Source organism: Ochrobactrum teleogrylli (genome assembly GCF_037482325.1).
Taxonomy (GTDB): Bacteria; Pseudomonadota; Alphaproteobacteria; order Rhizobiales; family Rhizobiaceae; genus Brucella; species Brucella teleogrylli.
The window spans coordinates 579,980-604,309 of sequence record NZ_JBBHKQ010000001.1; the positions used below are offsets into that span (position 1 = coordinate 579,980).

Here is a 24,330-nt window from a genome sequence, read left to right on the forward strand (position 1 = left end):
TTATTGCGCCGCTTCCGCGACGACCTCGCGAACCTCGGTCTTTTTCTCCAGCGACATGACTTTCAGATTGCCGGAAAACAATATGCCGGTGATCGGCAGAACCGGTTCGGCTGGTAGTTCATCCTGACGAACGCTATCCTTCGGCACATGCAGCTTGTGTTCGACATCGCTATCCGCACCGGAAAGCGTCAACGCGACATTGCCCCGCGCGTCGAGAAGATTGGTGCCGTAGAGAAATTCGAAGCTCAGCATGGAGACGAGAAACTTGTACGTTCCGTCGCGCACACCACCCTTCATCATCGCTGCGCGGTGCACCTCGTCGCCGATCCTGACGTCGAGCGGCGGAATGCGTGGATCGCAGACATAGCCGACCGCCAGCAACTGGCCGTTGTCCACTTCAAAGCGCATACGCTCATTGCCGAGGTTCAGGGCGAAAATGGAAAAGCGGCGGTTGCTATATTCCACCGGAACCCGTCCCAGCCGCTTGCATAGCTGCTCGCCACTTAAGGCACGTGCATTGGCAAAGTGGTCGGGATCGATTGCAAAAGGAAGCGCCTTCGGGCGATGGGCCGCGGACAGCGCCGGTTCCAGCACATCAGCAATCAGGTTGGCGACAATGGTGGTGGCGATGGGCCGCGAATAATGCCCCTGATCGAGATAGAAAGACGGGTTGGTCACGGCATCGCGACCATATTGCTGCATCAGCATGCGCGAGACATCGGCGCAGATCGTGCCATACCATTGCGAGATGTAATTGATGCCCGCATCGATAGACGGAACCGAATTGAGGAATGACCCGTTGCGCGCACCGAAGACGAGCGTTGCGATACGCAGGTTCGGATTGCGCTCCAATGCGTAGCGGATAATCCCTTCATAGAACCGCGCCCAGTGACGGAAGGGCCTGCGCTCGTCGCCATAGACGAAAGCGTCGTTGATCGCATATTCGATCAGCAGCAATTCGCAGTCTTCCAGTTGCTCGAAAATCTTCAGCTGATAAAGACCGAGCGCGCTCGTCGTACCGCCGACCGCCAGATCGGCAACGATATCCAACTCCACCCCGCGTCGCGCCATGGTTGAAAGCAGGGTCGGCAGATAGCCGGGCAGCATGACGGTGTTGGAACCGCCAATGATTACAGTCTTGAGTTTCATTTCGTCACCGTTGCGGCCTGACCTGCAGGGGTCAGAGCCCCGCAGCGCCAGACGCCGTAATTTCCCTCATCCCAATCGAAATAATAAGCAGCCGCGATCTGGCCGCTATCCATCATCTGGCGAAAGCGTTCCCGCGCTTTCTCGACCAGTTGCTGGCGGTTATTGTCATTTGCCGGGCAGGCCTTGGATTTGTTGGCAAAGCCCCATTCCGTGATCCAGCACGGCTTTCCATCGGCACCGCCGCAGAAGGAAAGCGCCTTATCGACATGCTTAGCGCGCGCGGCCCGCGTTCCGCTGCTGCCGGGATAAATGTGAATCCCGTAGCCATCGGCCACCGTATCGAGGCCGTGCTTTTTCAGAAGATCGGTGAACGTCGTCGGATCGATCGTATCGATCCCGCGCCGATCTGCATCGGCAAAGGGGATATCCGAAAGTCCCGCTGAAACCACCTTTGCGCCCGCATTGTGTCTGGTTTTCGCCAGTTCGGTACGAACGACGCGCAGCAGTTCGACATATTTCTCCGCGCCCTTCTCCACGAGGGGCAGTTCTTCCATTTCGCTCAGCGAGCGAGCGGTCTTTGTTTTTTCCTTCGGCAGAATGACCAGATCGCCATTATAGGCGCCCCAGTTGATTTCGTTGCCGGTCTCGACACCCATCAGCTTCACGCCAAGCGCGTCGATTTTCTGCAACGCATCACCAATCGCTGTCTGAAACCGTTTCGGATCAATATCCGATAGCCGGTACATATCCCAGATACGGCCTCGCCCTGAACGCGGCTTCGTGCCTTCCGGATAGAAGTCCACATTGTTCAGCGAAACTTCCAGCAGGACTGCGAGCTTTTTCTCGTGCGCAAGCCGCACTGCATCGATGCTCTGGTCGATTGGCCGCGTCAGCGAAAGCCGCACGGCGACCACACCGTTCTTCACCATCTGGTCGAAGATCTGTTCGCGCTCTGCGGCGGGCAACCAGGCCATATTAACCCGGTTGACGCCGAAGCGCGTATCGGCAAGAGCACCGTTCGGCATGACGCCGAGCAGGACAGCACCCAAAAGCGCTGCAATTGCCCGTTTGCTGCCCCCGGTGCTCCTGACCGTCAGTTTCATCGGATACCGATATCCTTCAGCGCGCCGTTGAAATTGGCTTCGCATTCCGAATAACGATTGATGGCGGCGGGCACATCGATCTTCGAAAGGAAGTCGCGCAGGTAAGCCTTTTTCTGCGGTTCACGGTTCCACACGCTGGCATCAATATGCGGAAAACCGACAAAACCCAGCATTTCGCGCATTCGGTCATCGACGGCGATCATCAGCCCCGGAATGCCGGACTGCATGCCGATGATCGTGCCATGGAAGCGGCGGCTCAAGCCGAAATCCTGACTGGAAATCCAGCTGCGCCATTTGTGCGTATCGAAAAACACCAGCAGCTCATTCTTGCGCTGCCATTTTTCCATATGCTTGTATTCGACAGGCGCCGTGATGCGGCTTGCCGCCTGATCATAGGCTTCGGAGTGGTCTTCACCCGCCATGTTCATGTTGTAGACGATCACTTCGTCCTGAAGGACGTAGCTTGCGACACTGTCCTTTTCGAGCAGCGCATGCGCGTCCACAATCGTATCAGCAACGCTGCCGAGATAGCCGCCGAAAGAGATTTTCTGCGCGTCCGCAAGGCTTGGATCAGCCAGACGGCTCAGCGAGCGCTTCATCTGGTCCGGTGCATAATAAAGCGATGGACAGCCGGTCGGACGGACATATTTCATGCCCGCATCCTTCAGGAATTCCGCCGTGAAATGGCCACGGGTCAGAAAGAAGCTTTCCTTGCGGCGCAGAATTTCAAGGAAGCGGCGCGTGCCTTCCGGCAGCTCTTCCTTCAGATTTTCCTTCTTCTGAATACCGATACCCATGACGACAATCGGCATGTTCAGCTTTTCAAAGACGAAGGATTCGGTCGTTGCCGCATAGCCCGGGCGCAAGAGATTCGCCGAGGCGAACAGGCAAAGATCAAAGCTCTCATTGAGCTTTGCATAGGTGTCCGGTGAATTGAGGCTGTTGGCGAGATGCCAGAACGGAACATAGGTCACGTCGTGGCCGCGCACGGCGTTGGCTGCGCCCTCACCGATAAGATAATTACCTGTATTGGCAATCTTCTTGACCTGATCGATCACATCCTTCTTCGTGCGGATAGGTTCGAAATAGGGGCGATGCTTCACGCTCGCCCCGGAAACACTTTCGACGGTCCGCATCAAATATGACGGAATGCCGGTAATCATTATGCGCATGATGATCCATCTTCGCTGGAGTTATAAAACGGCTCGTGGATTGGGAGCTATCCAATGCCGATTTCTGAAAGGGCGCTTCGGAAGTTGCGTTCGCGGTCCGAATATTTTTCGATCACGTCGGGGATGTTCATCGCCGCAATATGATCGCTCACGAATGCGCGCCGGTCGTTGGCGGCGTTGAGATCGCGGGCGTCGATCTTCGGCAGGCCGGAGAAATTCAGCATTTCGCGCATGCGATCATCGACAGCCACCATCAGGCTCGGCACGCCAGCCTGCATGGAAATGACATTGCCGTGGAAACGGCGACCGAAGGAGAAATCCATGGTCGAGCACCAGGCACGCCACTGATTGGTGTCGAGAAAAGCGTGAACGCTGATCTTCTTCTTGAGATCGCCGGAGCCCTTATAGGTGAGCGGGCCGACCAGTTCGCCTGTGGTCGAATCGTAGGCGCGGCCATTGGCGTCTGGCTCAAGCTGCATGTCGAAATGCAAAAGCTCATCCTGCACGACATAGGCCGAACGACCATCATCGGAACTAAGTGCATTCATGTCTCCGATGGTTTCCAGTTCCGCGCCCATATAGCCGGTGAAGACGGTGCGACCCTCGCCCACTTTCACATCCGGCAAGCGGCTGATTGCCTTGCGCATATTGTCGGGACGGAAATAGAGCGACGGACAGCCAACCGGGCGAACATAGGAAAAGCCCTGATCGCGCAGATAACCGGCGGCATTCTCGCCGCGCGTGAGGAAATAATGCTCACGGGATTTCAGGACTTCGAGAAGCTTCTTCGTGCCTGCTGGCAGACCGTCTTCACCTTCAATGTCCGGACGATTCTGAATGCCGATACCGAGCATCACCACCGGCATGTCCAGCTTGGATAGGACCAGAGCTTCTGCATCAGCCGACAGGCCCTTGCGCAAAAGATTGGCGCAGGTAAAGACGCAGATGTCGAATTCCTTGTTGATCTCTTCGAGACCAGTCCCGTTATTGATGCAGTTATAAAGATGCCAGAAGGGAACATGTTTTGCAGATGGCAGAAGGGCGGTCATGGCGCCCTCTCCAATCAGATAATTACCCGTGTTGCTGATGTTCTTCAGTTCCTGGATAAAGTTATCCTTGGATTCCGAATCCCGCTGCTTTTCCGAATAATAAACCTGCGCTTTGTCCGCGCGCTGGATGAGGCGGGTCAAATGGCTCGGAATGCCGGTGACGAGAATTCGTGGGTTGGCTGGGCGGCTCATAGGTCGACCTTTCTGGTATGATCAGGCAACTGCGCGGCCGGGGAGAACGGCAATCGCGCTGGCATCATCTGCAACGTCCGGCTGGGAAGACCGGGATTTCGGATAGACAGGGCTGATTTCATTGGCCCAGTCCGTGAAGTCGGAAAACGCAGCGCTCCATGTGCGGTGCGCCGCCGAGGCAAGCGCGCCTTCAGCCGTGCGCATCAAGGCGTCACTGTCCTGCGCAAGAATGGTCAGGATACGCGTCATGTCGGAGACGATCTGCGCATCATTGCCATTGCGGATCAGGATGCCGTCACGGCCATGATTAATGAGCTCGTCAACCGCACCGACCGCTGTTGCAACCGGCACACAGCCAAGCTGTTGCGCTTCCGCGATCATCAATGGCGCGCCCTCCCAACGGGAAGGCATCAGAAGCACATCGGCCCAGGCAAGATGGTTTGCGATGTCCTTGCCGTCGAAGACCGGCGGCGACACGCGGACACCCGCCTCTTGCAGCTTCGTCATCCAGGATGCGCTCGGATCGTCGGACAAAATCTCTCCACCAATTGCCTGTGCGTCGAAGGAAATGCCCTGCTCTCGCAGCTTCATGATCGCGTCGTGCAGCCGGTCGATGCCCTTCTGGCGGTCAAGGCGGCCCATATAGAGGATGCGCATAGGTCGGCCTTTTCGGCCTTCCTTGCGGGCTGCTGTCACCTGCGCGCGCTGCTTCGCATCGATTGAGAAGCTGGCGCCATTGGGCACCGAGAACACTTTCTCGAACGGCACGCCAAAACTGTGCAGGTAGATTTTCAGCTGATCCGAACAGGTGAGAAACGCATCATAGGCATGTTCGAAGGCGATGGCCGCATAAGGCTGTCCAGCCTGACGTCGGAAGACCGTTTCGTCCACCACATGGAGATAACAGGCCGTGCGCGTTCCCTCGGATCGAAGCTTGCCCATCAGCGGATGCGCGGCCATCACGTGGTTGTTCACGACCAGATCAAAGCCTGAAAGCTGACCACGGAGAATGCTCCAGTCGAGCGGATGATCCTCGGTGATGAAATCCTGCCCCAGAAAACGGTTCGTATCGCCCCAGGCCGGAATACCATCCTTCCAGAAATGGAGATAATCGAAGGACTGGTCGAACTCGTCCAGCACGTCCATGCGTTCATTGCCGAGGACGAAGAGATGGGTTTCAAAGCCCTGATTCTTCAATTCGCGGCCTGCGGCATAGGCCACCTTTTCCGCGCCGCCAAACGATGCGTTCGGAACCAGAACGGCAGCCGTCTTTTTCTTCGCTGGATTATGGCCGAGCGGCAGGACAGGCCCGCCGCCCAGCTCGTCACGCAGCACCTGATACATGTCCGACAAAGCGGGCAGACGGCGCGGACGCCACGTCCAGCGCATTGCCGCGCTCTGCTTGAGCGGGCTTGTGGCAATCGACGTGACCAGATTGAGCATGGATTGTTCCGGTCGCGACAAAGCGCGACGCTGGCGCACCCGCGGGAATGGAAAGCGCACTTTCATACGCGCCGATGTGGGCCATAATTGCTGCGTGCCAAGTGAGGCGAACCAGTTCAGCGCATCGTTCTCGATGATCTCGCGGATCAGTCGGGTCGAAACGAAAATCAGATCAGCATGCGGCTGTCGCGTACCGGATGGCATGATTTCCGTATCGATCCGCCGCTCGTTTTCGACATTCGTCAGTTCCACGAAAACGATATTGGCCTGCTCGGCGAGCTTCTCCAATCGCGACAGAATATTCGGGAACAAACGCGAGCGTGCCAGCAGTTTCAGCGTCTCGGTATTGGATGAGGCGAGAAATGGCGGAAAATGGAAATTATCGGGTTCCGACACACTGCCCCAGAAGGCCCGGATCGCATCATCGAATTTGAGATCGGTCGCACCGAGGCTCGGATCGGTGAAGAAACTGACCGTTCCCTCGCCTGCGCGAATGACGCCATAGCGCGGGCATTCCTCATGCTCGAAACCAACCAGAGTAGGACGACGGAACAGCGCCTTATGTCGCTTGCGCAGGAAATTGATCGAACCGGAACGGTCGCGATTGGCTTCCTTGAAGCGGCTTTCTGCGCGCAAACGATATTCGAAGCCGGTGTCATGGCACGGCGTACCGACAAAACCTGCCTCAATCGCCGAAAGCCAGAATTCCCAGTCTTCAAACCCATTCTGACGGTCATCGTCGAAGCGCACGCCGCTGCGGAACACATCCGCCGAAATCATCGAACCCGTATCGCAGATATTGTCCGTGATGCAGTGGATGAGCCGCGAATAGCTGTCGCCGTAATGGGCACGCCAGTTGACCGAAAACGTATCGATATTCGTGTAGACCCAGCCCGCATTCGACGCGAGAAGCTTGCGGTAAAGCGTATCGATGGTGTGCGGCTGCACACGATTGTCGGCATCGACGAAATAGACCGCCTTGACGTCCGGCATCTCGTCGAGAATGTATTCAACAGCGCGATTGCGCGCGCCGCCCGGGCCGGCGTTTTCGCCGAATATCACATGGATATTCGGATGGGCTGCGGAATAAAGCGCCAGACTGTCGAACACCTCGCGGCGCGGATCGCCATCGACCGACACAACAATCTGCGTGCGGAACACGGTCTGTGACGCGAGGATCGATTCCAGTGCCTCAAGCGCCAGCGCCGCATGGCCGTAGAGCGGCATGGCGATGACGATCAAATCCTTCGATCTATCGTACATTCGCGGCCTCTTTCAGCACCTCTTGGGCGGGACTGGCTTCGATGTGCTTGACCAGCCGGAAGTTGAACACTTTCAGCCATGAGAAATCGACGGAATCGCCTGCCGCCTTGCTCAGCACGATGAGGTCCATCGTGCGGTCGATGGGTTCTTCCAGCATGAAATTGATGTCGATGGGACGATTGGGCGCCACTTCCGACCAGCCACTGAACAGCACCTGCGAACGCCGCCGGTCCATGGAAGCCAGCGCACCGATTTCTTCCTGCGCATCCGATGCCAGATTGACGAGCAGCAGACCGACAGCGCAAGCTTGGCCCTCGGGGTGATCGATCACAGCACGGGCCGAAATCCGCACGGTCCCCGGCGCGACCACGCGGCGGATGGCGGCGGCGGTGATCCCCTCTGCAAGCGGGTGGCAACCGATAGCGTCTTCGTGTTCCAGAAAACGTACCGTCGGGAAATCCGGCGTAAGCGGTGTCACCGAAACATTGGTGACGTTACGCAGCAATTCAATCGGCAGACGGTAATCATCCACCTTGCGACCGTTGATCATCGATGTCGGCACAATAGCGTTTGGCAGCGATGCCGGACGCACACCCGGCAGGCCGGTGAAAATCCGCAGCGCCAGTGGGCGCATGTCGAGATCGGCATGCGGAATGCGCGCACGCGCGGCATAGCGCTCATTGGCGATCACATTGCCCAGCGAGATTTCTGGCGGCACGCCGCCCGTCGCCGCGATGCGAAGCCGCAACGTTCGATGGCTGCCGTCACAGGCTTTCGGGAGCGAGAAGAAGTTCCACTCCGAATGCAGCGTGCCATAAGGCACCAGCCATTCGGCGATACCCTCGCCGTTTTCGAGATAGTCCAGGGTAACAATCAGCTGACCGTTGCGGTTGGCGGGCAGATCGCGAAAATGCAGCGCAAAGCCCGACACGGCATAGCTCGACACCGGGAAAAGCTGTTCGATTTCAGATTCGCGCAGCAGGCGCGCAAAGCCTTCATCCTTGGGATCGACCAAAGGCGCGTGGCTGAATATCTCGGTGGAAGAATCCCAGTTGCGCGCATGAAACGCGTCTTCGATGGCGCGATAATTCTCGAACATCGTTTCGCGTTCACGTCGCAGCATGGCAAGTTCTGCATGCACCTTGCTGACATGCCCGACAAGTCGATCCAGACTGCTTTCAAGCAGCTGGGTCACGAGCATGGGCACGGTTTCAGGCCCTGCCTCATCGACGCGCACAACCGGCACTTCCGGTATGGTGCGCATGCGATAAAGCTGCTGCAGTATAGCGTTCAGTTCGTGTGCGCCTTCATCGGAAGCGGCAACCGCGATGAGTGGAAATGTATTCGCCAGACGCAGACGCTTGCCGTCGCCTTCGACGAAAGCAGTCACGTCGCCCAGAGAAGTCGCCTCCAGCGCTTCACGATCACGCATCGAAGCAATGGCATAGCGGCGGTTCTTCCGCCCCGAGATCGCAGGAAGTGGTGTGCTCAACATAGTCGTCCATTGTCTGGTGGCCGATTGGGAGGTTCGGCCTACAAGTACAATGAGAAAATACAGACCATGTATTGTCAACAGGGTTATAGCATCAACTATATGATAATATTGCGAATAATTGGAAGCGGTTTAATTCAAAATTTGAAATAATATGCATCTATATTCATTATGCGTCGTAAATACGCAGAAATGCGGGCTATTATATTATAAAACAAACCCTTGAATGCCCGATTGTCGCCACATATTGCTCATCGAACATTCAATACTGCGTCGATCAACGTTTTTTGCTGACGTAAACATTCCGACAACCGAAAGCGATTTTCGACGGTTCGGCGTGCCGCCGCGCGCATTTGAAGGCAAGCATCGGGGTCGGCGAGGATATCCAGCACCGTTTGAGCCAGCACATCCGTGTCATAAAATGGAACAAGCAGACCATTTTGACCGGCACGGATTACCTCGCGCACCGGCGGCGTGTCGGACCCGATGATGAGGGCGCCGCACGCCATGGCCTCGATCACCGACCAGGACAGCACGAACGGATAGGTCAGATAAATATGCGCTGTCGATATCTGGTAGAGCTTGCGCAGATCGGCATGGGGGATGGCCCCCAGAAACACTACCCTGTCGGACGGCAAGTCGTGATTGCGCACAAGATGTTCGCGCCATGATCCTCCACCCGGCGGCGGCGTTCCATAGCTGACCCCGTCACCGCCGACGAAGACGAAGATGGCGTCCTTGTTCTGGCGAATGACTTTCGTCGCCGCCTCCAGCGCCTGCGGGAAGCCCCGATAGGGTTCGAGATCGCGCGACACGAAGGTGATGACGCGCGATTCTCCGGCCTTCAAAACGCGACCGTCGGGCAGCTGCAAAGATGCATGGCGGTCGGGATAGAAAACCTTGGTATCGACGCCCTCATGCACGACGGCGATGCGATTTTGCACAGCCTTCGGATAAAGGCTCTTCTGCCAGTGTGTCGGGCTGAAACCGCCATCCATGCTTTCAAGCGTGACGAGCTGCGCCATATTTCTAAGCCGCAGCCGCTTCCGCATCTCCACTTCAGGCTTGTCGTCGGGCGCAAAGCCGACATCCGCACCATGCGCCCGATAGAAAAATTCGCAATAGCCAAGCGCCGGCGTCGAGGGCAGCACGTCCTTGACGAACATCATGCTGCCCCAGCCGATATGACCGATGACTATGTCCGGCGGTTGACCGTGTCGCGCCATCGCTTCAAGCGTTTCGGCGACACGGTAACCGATCCGGGTATGATGATCCGGAACCTCGAGATATCTGGCCATCGCACCATCGGTGCGAGGACCAGATTCAACTCTGTGGCGAATGACGCGGACCGCAGGGAGGCGACGGTCCACCGTTTCGCAAATCAGGCTTACATCATGTCCGCTCTCGGCCAGATGTCCGGCTAAAGCAGCGAACTGACCAAATCCACGTCTGTGCACAAAAGCTATATGCATGTCACAAAACGTGTACGATTTTTGGTCGTTTTTCGTCGATCAACATCAAATGCCATACCGTGCGGCGTTGCCCCACAGCAATTCCAGCCTGTGTAAAGTCTGGTATGCGATTTCGAGATTTCTAAGATCATCGTCATCGCGAGCAAGGATATGATGATAGTCCCTGCTGGCGTTTCTCAGGTTCATGCAAAGGCGTTCGCCCTTGTCTGTCAGACGAATGCGCGCCGACCTTTTGTCTCGCTGGGAGGCGACACGATCGACATAACCACCATCGGTAAGCTGCTTTAAATAATAGGAAATGTTGGACCCGACATAGTGCCCGCGATCCAGTAGTTCACCCACAGTGAGCTCGACATCGCCGATCGCCATCAGAACAAGCGTCTGTGCCGGGCCAATGTCCTCTACCCCCAGCTTGGTAAGCTCCGTCTTCAGAAGGCTCACAAAGCGGCGGTTCACTCTTTCAATCATCCGGGCCAGTTCGAAATGTGTAATAACGACTGTATGCACCGGATTTCTGCGTTCCTGTTTCTCGGCGGTTACTTCAGGAAAATCGACGGCTGAGTATCCGTCAATTGATGTTTCGACTTCCACTCCCTCGTGCAGAAGTTTTTGCATCTCTTACTCTCCATTTTCAATTTTACTTCAAATTTTGAAGAAATTTTCAATTAGATTTTCTTGTCTCCTTTCGCATTTCCCCGCCGTAATAACTTTTTTCCGTCACATTCTGAGCGGTATTACTTGAATAATACTGATAGAAGGGTGACTCTCTTTAGGGATATCCACGACCTGTGACCATACCAAGGCAGACCGCGTATGAACGATACTGGCCAAAAGAACCCAAATGGCAAGAGCTCCGTCGGCAAAAAAGCCACCGATGAAGTGGGGATTTCGCCGAAAAGCCTAATTTACCGGGCCCGGCGCGTGTTCCTGTCAGGGCTGCTTTATGCGGTGCTTTTAAGTGCCTGTATCAATTTGCTACAACTCACCGTACCGCTCTACATGTTGCAGGTTCATGACCGCGTCCTGAACAGCCGCAGTCTCGATACGCTGACCATGCTGACGATTCTCGCGGTCGGCGCGATGATCGTATTCGGCGTTCTGGAGTTTATCCGGGCGTTGTCGTTTCAGGCCATGGGCACCGCGCTTGTGCGCCGTCTCAACCTGGCCGTGTTGACCGCCGCCGTTCAGGCCTCGGTCGATCAGGGGCTGCCGAAAGCGACGCAGACCCTGCGCGACCTGACCGAATTGCGTGGCTTCCTGACCTCGCCCGCCATCAATGCCCCGCTCGACGCGGCATGGTCGCCGATCTTCCTCGGCGTCCTGTTTCTGCTCCATCCGATGCTCGGCGTGATCGGCGTGATAGCGGTCGTCATTCTGGTTGCCTGCGGTCTGTTGACCGATCTCCTGACGCGTAATCTCATTCAGGAGGCCAATCAGGCCAATATCGAAGCCGTGACGAAAATCGGTAGCAGCCTGCGCCACGCGGAAGTCATCGAGGCTATGGGCATGCTGCCTGCTCTCGCCCGTCGCTGGCGCACTGTGCAGATGCAGGCGCTCGAAGTGCTCGACCTCGGCGGCACCCGCGTGAAAGCCCTGTCGTCTATTGCACGTACAGCGCGCTTCATCATCCAGATTGCTTCGCTCGGCATCGGTACGCTGCTTGCCATGCAGCAGGAAATCACCCCCGGCGCGATGATCGCGACCAGCATCATCATCGGTCGCCTGCTGATGCCTTTCGACCGCATCGTTGAGAACTGGCGTCAGTGGGTCAGCGCCATAGCAAGCTGGAAGCGCGTTCAGTCGCTCCTGTCTGAAAACCTCGCCGTGCGCCAGACCATGCCGACGCCGCGCCCCAATGGCGATCTGGTGATCGACAAGCTGATTTATGCCGCGCCCGGCGTTGAAGTTCCGATCATCAAGGGCATCTCGTTTTCAATTTCGCCCGGTGAAGTGCTGGGCGTCGTCGGCCCCTCGGCTGCAGGTAAATCCACACTTGCGCGCCTGCTGATCGGCATCGTTAAACCCACCTCGGGCGGTGTCTTCCTCGACGGCAACAATGTCTATCTTTGGGAGCGCGGTTCGTTCGGAGAGATCGCCGGTTACCTGCCGCAGTCGGTTTCGCTTTTGGACGGCACAATCAAGGACAACATTGCGCGCATGGGCGACAGCGATCCACATCGTGTGCTGGAAGCCGCCCGTCTTGCCGATGTGCACGAGATGATTGGGCGCATGCCGCTCGGCTACGACACGCCGGTCGGTGATGGGCGGCTGACGCTTTCGGGCGGCCAGCGCCAGCGCATCGGCCTTGCGCGCTGCCTCTATAATCGCCCGCGTCTGATCGTGCTTGATGAACCCAATTCCAATCTCGACGCCATCGGCGAACGCGCCCTGATGCGCGCCATCGAACATGCGCGCGACGACGGTGCCATTGTCATCATGATCGCCCATCGCCCGACCATCATGCAGGTTGCCGACAAGCTGCTGGTGCTGGAAAACGGCCGTATCACCCAGTTCGGCCCGCGCACCGACGTTGTGGCGTCGCTGACGCCCGGCAACAATAATCCGCAGGCAGGAGCCGTAAACTCATGACCGGAAAATCCGTCATTCCGCGCCGTGTTTCGAATTTGCTCGCGCCGCGTGCAGAATCGTCAGACCACACGGCACTTACCCGCTTCGGCAGCGTCAAACCCGAATGGGTCTATGATCTGGAACGCGAGGACAACCAGTCTCCGCTGCGCCGCCTGATCATCGCGGGCCTCGCCACTATCGGCGTCGCTTTTGGCGGCTTCTTCGCCTGGGCCTATTCTGCCGAGCTCGGCAGTGCCGCTGTCGCCAACGGAACCGTCATCGTCGATTCCAAGCGCAAGACGATCAGCCATCTGGAAGGTGGCATTCTCGACCGGTTGCTGGTGCAGGAAGGCGATCTGGTCAAGGCTGGCCAACCACTGCTTCGTCTCGACGCCACCAAGGCCCGCTCACAGCTGAAATCGCTGGAAAGCCGTCGGATCGGCCTCATCGCCAAACTGGCGCGCCTGCGGGCCGAGCAGGCCGGTGAAACCGAAATCACCTTCCCCGATAAATTCGCGGAAGGTGGCGAGAACGCAGAAAATGCCATGCGCGCCGAGCAGATCTTCTTCGAAAAGCGGAAGACTCAGAAGCGTAGCAAGATCGATATTCAGCAGAAAACCATCGAGCAATATACCGAACAGGCCAAGGCATCGACGGCGCAGATCGCCGCCACCGACCGCCAGATCGCGTTGATCGAAGAGCAACGCAAGGCAATCGCCAGCCTGGTCGAAAAAGGCTTTGCGCAGAAATCCAAGCTGACCGAAATCGAGACCCGGTTGAGCCAGCTTGCGGGCGACCGGGGTGAATATACCGGCGACAAGGCCAAAGCCGAACAAGCCAAGGCAGGCGCAGAATTCGCCCTTTCCGGCATTGAAAGCGACCTGCAATCGGAGATTGCCGGTGAAATCACGACCAGTCAGGTCGAACTTTCTGACGCGGAAGAGCAGATCATCGCGGCGAAAGACGTGATGCGTCGCGTTGAGGTGCTCGCCCCGCAGGACGGCATCGTCGCCAATATTCGCCTGCGCACACCGGGCGGGGTCATCTCTCCCGCCGAAGCGATCATGGATATCGTTCCTGAAAATGAACCGCTTCTGGTGGAAATGAAAGTCAGCCCCAACGATATCGACAGCGTTGCGGTGGGTTCAAAGGCGCAGATCAAGCTGACTGCCTATAATCAGCGGTCCATGGCGCCCTTCGATGGCAAACTGACCTATATCGCCGCCGACCAGACGATCGACGACAAAACCAACACGGCCTATTTCGTGGCCCGCGCTGAGATTAATCCGGATTCTTTGTCCGCCAATCCGACAGCCCGTATGTATCCGGGCATGCCCGCCGAAGTCATCATCGTGCACAAGGAACGCCGCGCAATCGACTATATTGTTTCGCCGATCACCGACAGTCTGAACCGCGCATTCCGCGAGGATTAAGGTCGAGACTGCACGTTTTACCCGGATAATTAGAAAATGCGTTCTACAGTATAGTTTGAATTAAGTACGCAATTTCAGATTCTATCGCCGCCGCGCATTGGAAACGATGCGCGGCGGCATCGTTTTGAAAAACGGGCATTTTCTTGACAATTCCGTGACGTTTCAAATTTTGAAGCAATTTGCGCTTAAATATAATCCAAATACAAATTATAATTGATACAAAAGTAATTTTAAAAGAAGTTCACAATTCTGGAATATAAATTTTTCGTAATAAATTGTTACACGGCATTTCTATAATTATACCATTTTCCGATGTTGTATTTATCAAAGATACGTATCAGACTACTACGAGCATAATGGTCGGAGCATTCCGGCTTGTGAAACCCAACGGAACACAAGGAGAAGCAGATGGCCACTCTAGAAGGCGGCGCCTACGACGACGTGTTGTTCGGCTCCCGCTTTGACGATTTCATCCGTGCCCATGGCGGTGATGATCTCGTTTTCGGAGGGGATGGCAATGACACCATCTTCGGTGGGAATGGCAGCGACATTCTTTTCGGCGGTACGGGGAACGACACCCTATTCGGCGAGAATGGCAATGACATTCTTTACGGCAATGAAGGAAACGATGTCCTGAGCGGCGGCAATGGCAGCGACGTGCTGTTTGGCGGCAATGGAGATGACATTCTCCAGGGCGGCAACGGCAGTGACCTGCTCTATGGCGGCGCGCACAACGATATCCTGTATGGCGGCAACGGCAACGACATCCTTGATGGCGGCGCCGGAAACGACATCCTTATCGGGGGCAACGGGAGCGACACGTTCCTGTTCAATGGTGGCGGCGGAAACGACGTCATTCTCGACTTCAATCCTGGCGAGGACATCCTTCAGATTCAGAAGGGTATCAATGGCCTCGACATTTCGTCCGCGGACGATCTTGCCGATCGCGTCACGCAGGTTGGTGGCAATGTCGTTGTCGATCTCGGCAATGGCGACAGCGTTACCCTCGTGAACACCAGTGCCGACGACGTACAGTCGCATCCCGACCAGTACTTCACCGTTCACTGATTGAACCAATAATGGCGTGCCCGGCAGCCTCCCGCCGGGCACGTTTTCTTTTGAAGCGAATTCCGAAAAGTGACTGCCAGTTTTCGGATCAGAATGCGGGCTTGTTGTTGAATTCCTGCATCCGACAAGAATGAAAGGGTATTCGCATTGAACCTCGACCATTCGGCGGAATTTGCAAGCGGCATCGGGGCAAGCGATATCGGCTCGCGCGACCTCCGGGAAAGCAAACCCGAAAACCTTTCGATTTGCCGTCTTTGCGCCGATATTGCAATGATTGCCTGGGATATTCCAAGCCCGGCACGCCAGTCGACCAAATGCGCGCTCGAAATGCCTGTTCAGCCGGTGCCTCTGCTGAGCGTCGGCATTCCGCTGGAAAGCGGCGGCACGCGTATGTTCTGGGCCATGCGCACCGGCAGCGAGCCGGTCGAGTTTGCGCTTTCTGCGGGTTCCCTCGGCCCCACTGTTCAGACCGTTCTCTACCCCGCCAACGAACTTGCATCCTTTGATAGCGAGCGCATCCTTTCGGACCTGACGCTGCCCGGGCATATCAAGCTGCTCTCGACCATTCTCTCCACGTGGCGCAGCGCGTTTCGCCTGTCGCGCAATCAGACTTTTGCAGCCCTCGTCCGTGACATCACGCTGGCGCTGACCCCGGAACCGCGCGATATCCAGAACTGTGGCCAGCCGGTTGCGGGGCATCATCTGCTGGAAACCGCCGTTGACCCGATGCTGGGCGAAATTTCTGCCATCTATGGCGTCAGTAATGGAAGCGTCATCGTCATCCCGCCGCGCTTCACGGTCGGACAGCAATCACGCAAGGCGTGGCAACCCTGCCATCTTCTGGTCGAATCGCCACAGGATCTGCCATCATCCTTTCTGTTCGTCCTAACAGGACAAAAAGGTGTTGCGATCCGCAAACTCGCCGATGGCCCGTCAGAGCCGATGGATTTCGGCAAATGGTGGTCCAAATGGCAAGGCAATGCCGATCTGCGCGAATTTCTGGTTGGCGAACTCGCCAAACTCGGCACAAGCGGCCCTGCGGTCGCCATCGATCTGCAAAGCCGTTCGCCTCTTCCGGTGCGCCAGATCACGCAATCCGCAAGCCATAACCCGGCAGCGGAAATCGATCTCGCGCTTGCACTGGATAACGGGCTGATCGTTGGCGGGTGGTATCACGATCCCTCCGCCATGCTGGGCGATATCGAATATCTGCCGGCCAATGGCAGTGCGATTTCGCTGAAAGCCCATTTCCACAAATTCCCCGGCAAGATCGCCAAGCGTGAAGATGCCCCGCAGGCCGATGTGACGGGTTTCGTCGCGTGGCTGCCTGCGGCCAAGCACCTTGGCCCACTTCTGCAACCGCGTTTCCAGATGCGGCTTACATCCGGTGCAACCGCGCCGCTTGTTCCTGCCCCGCAGCCATTCGAACCGGCGGAGCAGCGCAAGCGCATCTTGCGCGCCGTGCCGCCGCAACATGCCCGCCCGAAGGTGTTCGAGACCATTCTCGCCCCGGCCTTGACCGAAGTGGAAAAGAAGCTCGGCGCAACCGTGCGCATTTCGGAGGTCAAGGATTTCGGCACGATACCCGCCAATCCGGTCGCGTCAATCGTCATTCCGCTTTATCGCAATCTCGATTTTCTGCGCTTCCAGTTTTCGGCCATGGCGACCGATCCATGGATCGTCCGCAATGCCGAACTGATTTTCGTTCTCGATTCGCCGGAAATACACGACGACACCGAGCATATGCTGGGCGGCCTGCATATATTGCACGATCTGCCGTTTCGCCTTGTCATCATGAACCGCAATGGCGGTTATGCCCGCGCCTGCAATGCCGGTGCAAGCGTGGCAACGGGCACCGCCATCGTGATGCTGAATTCTGATGTTGTGCCGGAAAAGCACGGCTGGCTGCAACAGCTTCTGCGACCGCTCTTCGATAACAAGCGGCTCGGGGCTATCGGCCCCCGCCTGCTATTCGAGGACGGCTCGCTCCAGCATGCAGGCCTCTATTTCGCCCGTGACCGCCACGGCGTCTGGCTCAACCATCATTACTACAAGGGCATGCCCGGCAGCTATGCACCCGCCCTTGTCGGACGCGATGTTCCTGGCGTTACTGGCGCCTGCCTTATAACGCGCAAGGATATCTTCGATCTCGTCGGCGGATATACTGAAGACTATGTGATCGGCGACTATGAAGACAGCGATCTCTGCCTGAAAATCCGCCAACTCGGCTTTCAGGTCTACTACGACCCCGCCGTGGCGCTCTACCATTTCGAGCGCCGCTCGATCCGCCGCAGCGCCGATTATATGCGTGGTCTCGCCAGCCAATATAATTCCTGGCTGCATACCCAGCGCTGGGATGAAGACATCACCGACCTGATGGCTCCGCCTGAAGACGAAGCGCAGACCGCGCCGTCGTCCAATGTGATCGTTGCCAAATATGAAAGGAGCGTCGCTTGACCGACGTGGTAGCGCTGAAACAGCCTGAAACCAAACTTCCAATCCCCGAAGAACAGATCGGCTGGCTGACGCACGCCGTCTTGAAGAACCGCTTCCTGCCCTCGCCCGACCCCAACAGCGTGTTTGTCGGCGACGGCGATTTCCGGGCTGTCGGTGCTGAATTTCTCGGACATTTCATCCGCAAAGGCGGCCTCAAGCCTGACGCGCGCGTTCTCGATATCGGCTCGGGCATCGGGCGCATGGCGGTGCCGTTGACGCAATATCTCGACCCTGCAAAGGGACGATATGCAGGCATCGACCCGGTTGCAGGCGGGACAAGCTGGTGTCGCCAGCATATCAGCGCGCTTTATCCGAACTTCCAGTTCCAGCATATCGACATTGCCCACGCGCTCTATAATCCGCGTGGCGCTGTCGATGGCCTTCACCTCGTTCTGCCGTTTCCCGACAAGAGCGTCGATTTCGTCATCATGACATCGGTGGTGACACATCTCGACGCTGACGAAGTCAAAGTCTATCTGCGGGAGATCGCGCGCGTGCTGGCGCCCGGCGGAAAACTGTTCGTGACGGCTTTTGTCGTGGATGATATTGCCGCGCGCGATCGCCATGGCAAACGCGATCCGCGCCTCAGTTTCGAACGCAGCGGTGCGGGGCCCTGCTGGTATGTGCCGGAACTTCCGCCGCTTGCCGCCGTCGGCTTCGAGAACGGCTTTCTGGATCGCGCCCTTGCAGGTGTCGGCCTGTCGTTGGAACTGAAATCCTTCGGTCACTGGCGCGGGATCGCATCCGACCATTATCAGGACCTCTTCATCGCAACACGCGGAGGCGCTGCCTGATGGCCGAACGCGTACTCGTTGCTGCCCATAATCACCCCTCGCTGCATCCCGGCGGGACGGAAATCTTCGCGCATGACCTGTTCCGCGCCTATCAGCGCGCCGGTTGCGAAGCATTGTTTCTGGGAGCCACCAACAAGGTTCACCGTCAGGAACGCCCGGGAACCAGCTTTCAGAGCATAGGTAACGGCGGCGATGAAATCCTGCTCTGGTCGGGTCATTTTGACCGTTTCAACCTGAGCCAGGTCGATCTCTACGGCATCGTGCCGGACATTGTGGAACTGCTGAAGGATTTTCGCCCGGATGTGGTGCATCTTCACCATCTGTTGCTGCTGGGCGCAGAATTTCCGCATATCGTCCGCCGCACATTGCCGGATTGCCGTATCGTCCTGACATTGCATGACTATTACCCGATCTGTCACCATGACGGGCTGATGGTGCGTACGACCGGCAAGGAACTCTGCTACGGCGCCAGCCCGGATCGCTGTCATGCCTGTTTCAAGGACATAGCGCTCGACAAATTCGTACTGCGCGAGCGCCATATCAAATCATTGTTGAGCGCTGTCGACGCCTTCGTGTCTCCCAGCGAATTCCTGAAACAGCGTTATGTTGACTGGGGCCTGTCGGAAGAGCTGATCAGCGTCATTCCCAACGGCCAGCCGGAGCGCCCTGCTATCGACACCCCGCGCCGCGAAAGAACCAAGCCTGTCTTCGGCTATTTCGGCAATCTGAACCCATGGAAGGGCGCGACGGTTCTGCTCCGGGCCGCGCAGCAGCTGATCAACGAAGGTTTCGACTTCGAATTGCGCGTGCATGGTGCGGCACCATTTCAAAGCGAGAGCTTCGTCAGCGAAATCGACCAGCTTTTCTCTGACACGGCACCCTTCGTGCAACGGCGTGGTGCCTATCGGCGTGAAGATATCGCGCAGCTGATCCGCACCGTCGATTGCGCCATCATGCCGTCGATCTGGTGGGAAAATGCGCCTCTCGTCATTCAGGAAGCGCAGGGACAGGATTGCCCGGTCATCTGCTCCAATATCGGCGGCATGGCTGAAATGATTACGGACGGCGTAAACGGCCTAACCGTTCCGCCCAATGATCCGCAGGCGCTGGCGGAAGCCATGCGTCGTATGGCGGAAAACCCGGAGCTGCGTCAGTCGCTGAGCCACAATGCACGCCATCCGGACACTATCGACACGACGGCATCGCGCTATCTCGATCTGATCGGAACACTGCGAACGACCCGTGTCGAGGCAGCATAAGAGGTACACTATGAACATCGCGACCAAAGTTCCAGCCGAAGGGGCAGCAAATCCGGCAGCAGCACAGACTGCATCTGCCGCACCTCAGAGGACAGAAGCCATGAAAGGACGCGTTGACGCCATCGAGGAAGGCCGCCTTTACGGCTGGGCGTTTGATCCCGGAGCGCCCACGGAACGGCTTTTGATCCGCGTTCTTCTTGATGACAAACCCATCGCGGAAGCACCGGCGGACAAGGAACGTCCCGACCTGAAGCGCAACGGCATTGGCGACGGCCTGCATGCTTTCGAAGTGATGCTGCCGCAATTCGCGGCTGCCCGCGCCGGTGAACTTGTTGTCGTCGCAGCCAATGCGGCAGGCAATGAGCAGAAACTGCGTGTGCCGAAGCCCGACGAACAGGCCGCCGAAGCGCTAATTGCAGCGCCGATGACGCGCATTCTCGACAAGCTCGACATGCTGATGGCCGCGCAGCGCCAATTGCAGGTCAACCAGCGTTCACTGCAACGCGTAGCCCCGGTGCTCGATAGTTCGGGCAACGCTGCGCCTGCCGAAATGGCGGACATAGCCACATCCGTCGACGGATTGCGCACCGATCTGCATCAGCGCATGACCGAGCTCGACGTGCATATCATGCGCATGGATGGTGTGGTCGCTGGGCTCGAAAAGCGCATTGACGACGTGCGCAAACGCGCCGGTGGCGACGTGAAGCTGCTGTTCATGCTGATGTATGTGATGGCGGGCTTCGTCGCGGGTGCTATCCTGACGCTTTTCGTGATGCGCTGAGGGGAAACCCATGACGCAAGACGAACGACCCGCCACGCAGCAACCGGCAGTAAAACCTGCCCGACCATCGGAACGCCCGCCCATGATGATGGAAGGCGAGATGGTTGTCGGCTGTGTGATCGAGGATACGCTTCTGCTCGTGCTTGGGATCGGCAATGCGACCGGCGATCAGGTCACTGCCTTTCTGAATGGCGATCCGGCATTGAGCGTCAAGGTGAACCTCGTCACCTGGCCGCTGAAGGAGCCGTCGCCCGCCGGAACCCATGGATTCGTCGCGATTGTGCCGACCGGCATTTTGCGCCGGGGCATCTTGAAGACGATCATGTTCCAGCACAAGGCGAAGGTCGCGCGTTACAATTTCGCCTCGCGCGCAGCACCTGTGGCCGATTTCGTCGCCATGATCGGCGATCTGGCCGGGCCGAGCCTGCCAACGGTCATCGATGAACTGGTGGAAGGGCTGATCTCCGGTCCTATCGGACGCAAGAAACTTGCCGCCATCACCGTTCTTTTGCAGGTGGGTGCGCGCTCCGATGGCTGTATCGAGCTGATTGGCGGCAGCGATGAAGGCGAGATTTTCGTTCAGGGCTGGGCGCAGGATTTGACGCCCGCCGTCACACGACTGCTCATCAGCGGCAAAAACTCTTCACTGGCAGAATGTTCGATCAGCGTTTTCGCGCGCCCCGATCTCAACGATCAGGCGTCGGGCTTTGCCGGATTGCTGCTTGCCAATGAGCCGGTAGAACCCAACGACATTGAACGGCTGTTGTTTCGCGGGCGGCGCGGCTGGCGCTTCACGGAAGTCTATGATCGCAGGCTGCTGGCCGGATCGCGCGAGACGCCAAGCCATATTCGCGCCATCCTGCCGCGTGTGCGCAGTTCGACGGATATTTTGCTCCGGCTGCGCTCCGCCGCCAACCGCTTTGACGGCGGCGAGACCGTTTCCGGCCTGCCTTTCCCGGTGCGGCTTGGCATCGACAATGTGTTCCGTGTTGAGGGCAGCGGCATACTGGTTTCCGGCTGGCTACTCGACCCCGACAGCCATGTGGAAAGCGTCAAGCTGCGCCGCCATCGCGGCGAGATACAGATCGACGGCACATGGACCCGTTATGACCGGCCTGACGTCACCCGCGAATTCGACAACCAGCCGCCCTTCAATGCCGGTCTCGACCCGAACCGCCATGCGCATGGTTTCGTGGCCTTTGCACCTGAACTCGCGGGCGATAGCACATCACCCTTCTATATCGAGCTTGCCATCAGCGATGGACGCCGCGCCTTTCATCCGCTGACGCCGACCCGTGTCACATCACGCGATGCGATTGTCCGGCAGATACGCGCGACGGACCCGAATGCCTGGGCGCTGCGCCACATTGTCGATCAGCAGCTTGTTCCGCTGCTCAGCGGCGTCAGCCGCCCGGCGCCAGAAGTGTTTGGCGTGGTCGATCTCGGCCCGTTCGAAGACGCGGTCAATCACGCCGCCAATCTGGCGATCATCATCGGCGTCGATGAACGAGTAGAAGAGATCGAGCCTTTGCTGGCCCTGCTCGCACTCGATCCCGAAACCCGCATCGCGCCGATTGTCATTTCGGCGGCGACGGAAATCATCGACCGCATCGGCGTGCAGGTTCGAAGGCTCGCCGACTTCTATCGTCTGTGCATCCGCCTTGTTTCTGCCAGCGGCTCGGAAGACCTCTACGATGCGCTGGAAGTGGGCGCGCGCGCCGTTACAACCGACAAGGTGGTCTTTTTGGCAGGTTCGCTGTTGCCGCGACGCGCAGGCTGGTTGAACAAGCTCGTCACGGCCTATGACGCGCATCACGACTGCGTACTGTCGCCGACACTCGTTTACGAAGACGATTCCATCCGCTGGGCCGGAACCTGGGTTGCCGGCCCGCAATCGGATCGCGCCCTCATCAGCCGTTATGCCGGTTATCCGATGGATTCCGTTTCCGGCATGTCTCTTACCGAAGTCGCCACCGCGACCTTCGAATGCTGCATCCTGCCCCGTGACGCGCTGTTTTCGGTCGGCGGATTCACGCGCGGCTATCTCGGCACGCATGAAAAAGGCCTCGACCTTGGCTTGAAACTCAAACAATCCGGCCTGCGCTCCTATTGGCTGCCATCAGCGCAAATGCTTGGCTCCGACGATGTGTCTGTCACCGACCGGGCATCAACCATCGCATTGATCGAGCGGATCGACCGTCAGGTCTTTGATGCGCGCTGGTCGACTATTCTTGCTGGCAGGCGCAGCGCACCGATTGAGGAACCCGCATGAGCGACAAACTCCGCGTTCTGGTTATATCGCACGCCCACCCGTCGATTTCCCTCGGCGGCGGTGAAATCGCATCTTATAATTTGCACAAGGGCCTGAACGCCATTCCCGGCGTGCAGTCGGTCTATTTGGCCCGCGCCGGGCACCCGATTCCGCGTCATGGCACGACAGCATTGATGAGCATGCGCCGCGCCAGCGACGAAATCCTGTTTCATGCCGACGAATACGATCACTTCTACCTGTCGAACAAGAACACGGACGAAATCCGTCGCGATCTCCTGCGTTTCGTGCGCGATTTCGATCCGGATATCGTGCATTTCCATCATGTGATGGGCCTCGGACTGGAAACGCTTTATGCAATCCGCGAGGCCTTGCCGGATCGCATTATTCTGGTCACGTTCCATGAATTCCTGTCGATCTGCAACAATGACGGCCAGATGGTGAAAGCCGGAACCTCGAAGCTTTGCAACGAGGCCTCGCCCATCGATTGCCACGCCTGCTTTCCGCAGGTTCCGCCAGCGCGGTTTCTCAAGCGCGAGCGCTTTGTGCGCGGGATGCTGGAACTGGCCGATGCCTTCATTTCGCCAAGCCAGTTTCTGGCAAACCGCTATCATGAATGGGGGCTGAGCCCCGACAAGATGGCCGTCATCGAAAATGGGATTGCCATCCGCGAAGTTACGCCGCCACGCGAACTGACCGGCCCAAACCCGCGCCGCAGCCGCTTCGCCTTTTTCGGCCAGATCAATCCGTTCAAAGGCATAGATGTGCTGGTTGATGCGGTATCGCGTGTGCCGGAACAGGTGTGGGGCGAAGATTCCCGCCTGATGATTTTCGGCGGCAATCTGGAAAAGCAGCCGCCCGCCTTTCAGGAGCGCATGCAGAAACTGATCGAAGAGGCTGGTCCCCGCGTGCGCTTTTATGGTGCTTACCAGAATTCGGAAATGCCGCGTCTCATGCAATCGGTCGATTGGGTGGTGATGCCGTCGATCTGGTGGGAAAATTCACCCATCGTCATTCAGGAAGCCTTGCATCATCGTCGCCCGGTTATCTGCTCCAATATTGGCGGCATGGCCGAGAAAATCCGCGACGGTGAAGACGGTCTGCATTTCCGCGTCCGCAGCGCTGAAGATCTGGCTGACCGTTTCACGGAAGTTCTAAGCGAGCCGAGCATATGGGATCGACTTCACAATTCCATCCGTCGTCCTGTACACTATGTGGATTGCGCCAAGGAACATCTCGACCTTTATAACCGATTGCGCGAGGCCAAGCCTCGCAAACCGAAGCCGACAGTGAGTGAAACTGTCCTCTCTCAGGCAAGCTGAGCCTG

General features: G+C 57.6%; 17 protein-coding genes. 9 read left to right on the forward strand and 8 right to left on the reverse strand.

The features are described 5' to 3' along the window. The 8 genes from WIX40_RS02815 to WIX40_RS02850 form a co-directional block, all read right to left on the reverse strand. Positions 1-1,149: an SGNH/GDSL hydrolase family protein gene (locus WIX40_RS02815; RefSeq protein WP_339438301.1), complete on the reverse strand. Its 1,149-nt coding sequence runs from the start codon at positions 1,147-1,149 to the stop codon at positions 1-3. Further along, complete coding sequence (locus WIX40_RS02820) at positions 1,146-2,252, reverse strand: glycosyl hydrolase (protein WP_339438303.1); 1,107 nt, start codon at positions 2,250-2,252, stop codon at positions 1,146-1,148. Before WIX40_RS02820 ends, WIX40_RS02815 begins: the two co-directional genes overlap by 4 nt. Continuing rightward, positions 2,249-3,424: a polysaccharide pyruvyl transferase family protein gene (locus tag WIX40_RS02825; protein WP_109367440.1), complete on the reverse strand. Its 1,176-nt coding sequence runs from the start codon at positions 3,422-3,424 to the stop codon at positions 2,249-2,251. Before WIX40_RS02825 ends, WIX40_RS02820 begins: the two co-directional genes overlap by 4 nt. Before the next feature lie 47 nt (positions 3,425-3,471). Then, positions 3,472-4,665: a polysaccharide pyruvyl transferase family protein gene (locus WIX40_RS02830; RefSeq protein ID WP_109367441.1), complete on the reverse strand. Its 1,194-nt coding sequence runs from the start codon at positions 4,663-4,665 to the stop codon at positions 3,472-3,474. A 21-nt stretch (positions 4,666-4,686) separates the two neighbouring features. Beyond that, a complete protein-coding gene (locus WIX40_RS02835) occupies positions 4,687-7,371 on the reverse strand; it encodes a glycosyltransferase (protein ID WP_339438307.1) in 2,685 nt (894 codons plus the stop codon). Continuing rightward, positions 7,361-8,866: a DUF6212 domain-containing protein gene (locus WIX40_RS02840; RefSeq protein ID WP_109367443.1), complete on the reverse strand. Its 1,506-nt coding sequence runs from the start codon at positions 8,864-8,866 to the stop codon at positions 7,361-7,363. The genes WIX40_RS02835 and WIX40_RS02840 overlap by 11 nt, the downstream gene beginning before the upstream one ends. 248 nt (positions 8,867-9,114) lie before the next feature. Beyond that, a complete protein-coding gene (locus WIX40_RS02845) occupies positions 9,115-10,335 on the reverse strand; it encodes a glycosyltransferase family 4 protein (protein WP_339438309.1) in 1,221 nt (406 codons plus the stop codon). Positions 10,336-10,380: 45 nt separating this feature from the next. Continuing rightward, the gene (locus WIX40_RS02850; RefSeq protein WP_109367445.1) at positions 10,381-10,950 is read right to left on the reverse strand and encodes a MarR family winged helix-turn-helix transcriptional regulator; all 570 of its coding nucleotides are present in this window, start codon (positions 10,948-10,950) and stop codon (positions 10,381-10,383) included. Positions 10,951-11,148: 198 nt separating this feature from the next. On the opposite strand from WIX40_RS02850, the gene WIX40_RS02855 reads away from it, so the two are divergent. The 9 genes from WIX40_RS02855 to WIX40_RS02895 all read left to right on the forward strand — a co-directional run bounded on the left by WIX40_RS02855 (position 11,149) and on the right by WIX40_RS02895 (position 24,325). Next, the gene (locus WIX40_RS02855) at positions 11,149-12,924 is read left to right on the forward strand and encodes a type I secretion system permease/ATPase (RefSeq protein WP_109367446.1); all 1,776 of its coding nucleotides are present in this window, start codon (positions 11,149-11,151) and stop codon (positions 12,922-12,924) included. Continuing rightward, positions 12,921-14,336 carry an HlyD family type I secretion periplasmic adaptor subunit gene (locus WIX40_RS02860; RefSeq protein WP_339438313.1) on the forward strand — a complete coding sequence of 472 codons (1,416 nt, stop codon included), beginning with the start codon at positions 12,921-12,923 and terminating at the stop codon, positions 14,334-14,336. Before WIX40_RS02855 ends, WIX40_RS02860 begins: the two co-directional genes overlap by 4 nt. A 408-nt stretch (positions 14,337-14,744) precedes the next feature. Continuing rightward, positions 14,745-15,404, forward strand: a complete 660-nt coding sequence (locus WIX40_RS02865) for a calcium-binding protein (protein ID WP_109367448.1) — start codon at positions 14,745-14,747, stop codon at positions 15,402-15,404. 147 nt (positions 15,405-15,551) lie between these two features. Then, a complete protein-coding gene (locus tag WIX40_RS02870; RefSeq protein WP_339438316.1) occupies positions 15,552-17,861 on the forward strand; it encodes a glycosyltransferase in 2,310 nt (769 codons plus the stop codon). Beyond that, positions 17,858-18,694, forward strand: a complete 837-nt coding sequence (locus WIX40_RS02875; protein ID WP_339438318.1) for a class I SAM-dependent methyltransferase — start codon at positions 17,858-17,860, stop codon at positions 18,692-18,694. Before WIX40_RS02870 ends, WIX40_RS02875 begins: the two co-directional genes overlap by 4 nt. After that, positions 18,694-19,953: a glycosyltransferase family 4 protein gene (locus tag WIX40_RS02880; protein WP_339438320.1), complete on the forward strand. Its 1,260-nt coding sequence runs from the start codon at positions 18,694-18,696 to the stop codon at positions 19,951-19,953. Before WIX40_RS02875 ends, WIX40_RS02880 begins: the two co-directional genes overlap by 1 nt. Positions 19,954-19,963: 10 nt before the next feature. After that, positions 19,964-20,734 carry a hypothetical protein gene (locus WIX40_RS02885; protein WP_109367451.1) on the forward strand — a complete coding sequence of 257 codons (771 nt, stop codon included), beginning with the start codon at positions 19,964-19,966 and terminating at the stop codon, positions 20,732-20,734. 10 nt (positions 20,735-20,744) lie between these two features. After that, positions 20,745-23,006, forward strand: a complete 2,262-nt coding sequence (locus tag WIX40_RS02890; RefSeq protein WP_140023741.1) for a glycosyltransferase family 2 protein — start codon at positions 20,745-20,747, stop codon at positions 23,004-23,006. Next, positions 23,003-24,325: a glycosyltransferase family 4 protein gene (locus WIX40_RS02895; RefSeq protein ID WP_339438324.1), complete on the forward strand. Its 1,323-nt coding sequence runs from the start codon at positions 23,003-23,005 to the stop codon at positions 24,323-24,325. The genes WIX40_RS02890 and WIX40_RS02895 overlap by 4 nt, the downstream gene beginning before the upstream one ends. The last annotated feature ends 5 nt before the right edge of the window (positions 24,326-24,330 follow it).

Excerpts from the sequence above, each read along its gene's own strand:
- WIX40_RS02815 (WP_339438301.1), bottom strand. The coding sequence starts at position 1,149 with ATGAAACTCAAGACTGTAATCATTGGCGGTTCCAACACCGTCATGCTG.
- WIX40_RS02820 (WP_339438303.1), bottom strand. The coding sequence starts at position 2,252 with ATGAAACTGACGGTCAGGAGCACCGGGGGCAGCAAACGGGCAATTGCA.
- WIX40_RS02825 (WP_109367440.1), bottom strand. The coding sequence starts at position 3,424 with ATGCGCATAATGATTACCGGCATTCCGTCATATTTGATGCGGACCGTC.
- WIX40_RS02830 (WP_109367441.1), bottom strand. The coding sequence starts at position 4,665 with ATGAGCCGCCCAGCCAACCCACGAATTCTCGTCACCGGCATTCCGAGC.
- WIX40_RS02835 (WP_339438307.1), bottom strand. The coding sequence starts at position 7,371 with ATGTACGATAGATCGAAGGATTTGATCGTCATCGCCATGCCGCTCTAC.
- WIX40_RS02840 (WP_109367443.1), bottom strand. The coding sequence starts at position 8,866 with ATGTTGAGCACACCACTTCCTGCGATCTCGGGGCGGAAGAACCGCCGC.
- WIX40_RS02845 (WP_339438309.1), bottom strand. The coding sequence starts at position 10,335 with ATGCATATAGCTTTTGTGCACAGACGTGGATTTGGTCAGTTCGCTGCT.
- WIX40_RS02850 (WP_109367445.1), bottom strand. The coding sequence starts at position 10,950 with ATGCAAAAACTTCTGCACGAGGGAGTGGAAGTCGAAACATCAATTGAC.
- WIX40_RS02855 (WP_109367446.1), top strand. The coding sequence starts at position 11,149 with ATGAACGATACTGGCCAAAAGAACCCAAATGGCAAGAGCTCCGTCGGC.
- WIX40_RS02860 (WP_339438313.1), top strand. The coding sequence starts at position 12,921 with ATGACCGGAAAATCCGTCATTCCGCGCCGTGTTTCGAATTTGCTCGCG.
- WIX40_RS02865 (WP_109367448.1), top strand. The coding sequence starts at position 14,745 with ATGGCCACTCTAGAAGGCGGCGCCTACGACGACGTGTTGTTCGGCTCC.
- WIX40_RS02880 (WP_339438320.1), top strand. The coding sequence starts at position 18,694 with ATGGCCGAACGCGTACTCGTTGCTGCCCATAATCACCCCTCGCTGCAT.
- WIX40_RS02885 (WP_109367451.1), top strand. The coding sequence starts at position 19,964 with ATGAACATCGCGACCAAAGTTCCAGCCGAAGGGGCAGCAAATCCGGCA.
- WIX40_RS02890 (WP_140023741.1), top strand. The coding sequence starts at position 20,745 with ATGACGCAAGACGAACGACCCGCCACGCAGCAACCGGCAGTAAAACCT.
- WIX40_RS02895 (WP_339438324.1), top strand. The coding sequence starts at position 23,003 with ATGAGCGACAAACTCCGCGTTCTGGTTATATCGCACGCCCACCCGTCG.